Below are 4,083 nucleotides of genomic sequence, written 5' to 3' on the forward strand. Positions count from 1 at the left end.
GCGTTTACATATCATCCAACTTAACACAGCAACAGCTTGAATTAATGAAGTTGCTGGATGACTATGAAATTGAGCTATTTCAGTTTGATGAAATTGAAAGTCAAATCAATAGAAAGTTTGACAATCTCAATGAGATTCTTGAAAATTTAGTCCATAAAGAACTGCTTTCCCGGATAGAACGGGGGAAGTTTTGCAAGGTTAATTTCCGTGATGAAAACGTAATCGGCACGTTTGTGGTAAAAAACAGCGCAGTGGCTTATTGGTCGGCTTTAAATCTACATGGGTTAACCGAGCAATTTTCTAACACAATATTTATACAGACCACGCAGAGGAAAACCGATAAGGCCCTTTTAGGAACCTCCTATAAATTTGTCACTATAAATCCTGGCAAGCGTACCGGTATTATGTACAACGGCTATGGTAATACAAAATATCCTATAACAGATATTGAAAAGACTATTATAGACTGTTTTGATCAACCACAATACTCTGGCGGTTATGCTGAACTAATAAGGGCTTTATCCCAGGCAGAAATTGATGCTGATAAAATGATCAATTATTGCAGATCGGTTGGCAATAGCGCTGCTACAAAAAGAATAGGATTTTTGGTGGAGTTATTTGAAAAGCCATTAATGGATAAATTTATTGATTTCGCTAAAGCGCAGATAAATGATAAGTATAACCTTTTTGATTCACAAGGAACAGAGAAAGGTGAATTTGTAGCAACTTGGAAGTTGAGGCTGAATATCAGCAAAGATGAATTGCTTAATCTAACGGACAAACAATATTAATGATACTAAAGAAGGAAATAGAGAAAATTGCGCTACATGAGAATGTATCACGTAGTACGGTGGATAAGGATTGGGTATTAGGTCATTTCATTGATGCTATATTCTCTATCCCATTATGCCGGGATAGCCTTGTATTTAAAGGTGGCACCTGTTTGAAAAAGTGCTATATACCTGACTACCGATTTTCAGAAGACCTGGACTTTACCTCTGTAAACCCTGACTTTGTATTAAACCGGGAATTATTACAGGAAATAATCGAACTGATAACACAACGGACAGAAATGCCTTTATTTATTGATTCTATAAAAGAATTGAAGCATAAGAACATGCCTACCGGCTATGCAGCAATCATTAAGTTTTGGGGAGCAGATCATTTAAAGAACCAGGCACCACCTCCCCCGGAAAGATGGGCAACAAGCGTAAAAATAGAGATCATCCGTTATGAAAAAATGTTATTCCCAGTTAGCTTACGCCCTATAACACACGCGTATTCTGATAAACTGGCCTTAACGGATCAAACTATCCCCTGTTATGATTTGCAAGAGGTAATGTCGGAGAAATTGAGAGCATTAATACAGCGCTCCTATTCTGCACCGAGGGACTACTTTGATATATGGTATCTATCCCATAAGCTTGCAGCTATAGAATGGCCGATAATAGTAAAAGCGTTTCACGAAAAAATGAGGTTTAAAAAGTTAGAATTTACGGGCATAGACCAATTTCTAAATGATGATGTAGATAAAAAACTTACAGGAGCCTGGAAAAATAGCCTTGCACATCAAATACCGCATGAGCAGTTACCACCTTACAGTCAGGTGAAAGACGAGTTATTATTGTTGTTTGAAAGAATATTTAATAACAATGGAAGCCAGGCCGCTGCGGCAGGTGGCTTCATTACACCACGCGCTATCGCGCCGAGTTCCATTACGCCGCCAGCCTCGCCGCCCTTGGAGGAATGAAATTCGCTGTCGCTCATAACATACCTGCTTTGGGCAATTAAATTGATGAAAGGGCCTGTTTCATGTTCTTGATATTATTAGCACTTTTAAAATAAATGTAAGTTATGGGACAACGGTCATTCCTAACAACCTATACAATTCACTGCCTAAATCTGTGTTTAAAAATGTTTTACCATTTGCAATACTTTCATTCCAGGCTTTAGAAATTATTAAACCACAGTGTTTTTGTTTAGATTCTTCCGATTTAAAAAAATAAGTTCTGCAGAATTCACCATTTTTTATTGGTTCAGCATTTCCCGGATATAAAAGATAACACTCGCTGGCTTCAAAAAAATGGTGATAAGCATACATTTGCCTCAAATCATCCATACCTATTTTTGAAGGATCATTATTAATATTTTTCCATTTTGTGTCAATCACTATATTCCCTTGTGCGGTCGTCTCAATTACGATATCCGGTTTTAAGTATCTTTTTGAAGCTGTAGTTTCCCAAAAACGGGTAGATTTTTGATTGTAAATTTTTTTGACGCTTTGTGGTTTGTTTTTGTGCAGAATTCTAAAAATGTATTCTTCCCACAGCTGATTCATATTGAATAAAATAGCAATGGAATTATTTGCACCAGTACTTAGATCAGGGCGGTAATTCAGTAAAAGCATTTTTGCTATTTGAATCGATATTTGATATGGATTAGATTTTCGGTCAAAGCTAACTTTGTCAAACAAACTCTCCGTTATTCGTATGTCATCAACTTCAGGAAAATTCAATTTTAAACTGAGGCATTCAGATAGTAATGCTTGACTATTACATAAACCTGGTAATATCGCTATTGCCTTTGCAAGTATTTTATGTAATAAATGATTTTTGTCATACAGGCTTTGAGCTACATAAAAACGTTCCTGATGTACCAAGTTTTTTTGAATATGTTTTCCTACAAGTAGTTTTCCTTTAAGTGCATTACAATTACCTTCTACCTTTCGGTATTTTTTCATTAACCCTTGCCTTATCAGAGCGTTTACTTCATTGATAAAACGTTCAATATATAAATCAAGAATACTATTGCTACGTGTTTTTAAGTGCGCATCGGATATGGAAGGAGTATTTATCAAATGGCATACTTTTAACATGTCAATCAAAATACTTTGCCATTTATTTTCCTGTTGGCTAATAGCCTCGATATTATCGCGGCTTACCCATTGGTTATCTGCTTTGGGCAAAATTTCAATAGTAAGATCCAATACTTTTACAACGCCTACATATTCATTAAAACAAATGCCATTGCGAGTAGGTTTAAAAAATGGCCTTTTTTTAGCATCGTATAGCTTCCATAAAGAATCTATATATTTTTTTTCTAACGATAACTTTTGGTGTCGTCTGCCAAAATAAAAAATCAACTCTTGGTTGATGGATATAGTTTGATGTTCGAAAACTTTAAGTGTTTTCATTACTAACCAACAATTGCTTTAACTGCAGCTATAAATCTATCCTCGTCAATAAGATAATCTTCATCTGTAAAACTGATAATTCTGTAAACTTTCTTTTCCGATAAAAGGTCTTTGTCCTCGTACTCAAAATCTGCAAACACGGCAACATCAGCTATGGTGGTTATAAAGCCCTTACCCAAAACAAGACCAATTTTCCCATAATCTCCAAAAAAATATTCTTGTAGCTGGGGAATAATTTTATTGAAGAATGCATCATGCAGCTTACTAATACTATCAATATTTAGGAAAAATGAATGCCCTATAAGATGATCTCGTGATAATAGTGTCTCAAGGCGTATATTAATATTTTTCAAGACACTTTTTAAGCTAACGTCTTTAAAATCCTTAATCCCGATATTGTCTTCCTGTGGCAGCATCTCTATAAAGCTAAAGCGCCGGCGAAGGGCGGTATCTAACGCCTCAACACTCCTATCTGCCGTATTCATGGTGCCTATAATATGAAGATTGGGAGGTACGGAGAAGCTTTTTTTAGAATAGGGTAGTGTTGCATCCAAGGCTTCGGGGCAACCTTCGCGCTTATCGTCTTCAATCAACGTAATAAGTTCGCCAAAAATTTGTGAAACATTCCCCCGGTTGATCTCATCAATTATCATAACATAATTTTTCGGCTTAGCGGCAATCTCCCTTTTTATTTCGTCTTCATTTTTGACAAAAAACTCCCGTTTTAATTTTTGATGATCCAGCTTGTAAATACTTTGTTGAGAAAAGGATTTATTATAAATTTCTGAAACGGGTATTGTGACGTCTTTAATCAGCCATTCGACGTTTCTAAATTGACARTAATCAATTTCATCTGTTTGTTTAAAATAATAATCACCAGTCACCCGGCC

At 35.8% G+C, this 4,083-nt stretch carries 4 protein-coding genes; 2 read left to right on the forward strand and 2 right to left on the reverse strand.

Features of this window, described 5'->3' with window-relative positions; all coding sequences use genetic code 11:
* The coding region (locus tag AC1DQW_RS27195) for a type IV toxin-antitoxin system AbiEi family antitoxin domain-containing protein (RefSeq protein ID WP_477456930.1) at positions 1 to 791 on the forward strand (791 nt) is incomplete at its 5' end.
* Positions 791 to 1,750, forward strand: a complete 960-nt coding sequence (locus AC1DQW_RS27200; protein WP_477456931.1) for a nucleotidyl transferase AbiEii/AbiGii toxin family protein — start codon at positions 791 to 793, stop codon at positions 1,748 to 1,750. The genes AC1DQW_RS27195 and AC1DQW_RS27200, both read left to right, overlap by 1 nt.
* A gap of 102 nt (positions 1,751 to 1,852) precedes the next feature.
* Here AC1DQW_RS27200 and AC1DQW_RS27205 read toward each other — a convergent pair whose 3' ends face one another.
* Both AC1DQW_RS27205 and AC1DQW_RS27210 read right to left on the reverse strand, forming a co-directional pair.
* The gene (locus AC1DQW_RS27205) at positions 1,853 to 3,193 is read right to left on the reverse strand and encodes an McrC family protein (protein WP_477456932.1); all 1,341 of its coding nucleotides are present in this window, start codon (positions 3,191 to 3,193) and stop codon (positions 1,853 to 1,855) included.
* 2 nt (positions 3,194 to 3,195) lie between these two features.
* Positions 3,196 to 4,083, reverse strand: an 888-nt coding sequence (locus AC1DQW_RS27210; RefSeq protein WP_477456933.1) for an McrB family protein, incomplete at its 5' end; no start/stop codon positions are given.

The sequence above is a fragment of the Mucilaginibacter sp. P5_A4 genome (genome assembly GCF_056400605.1).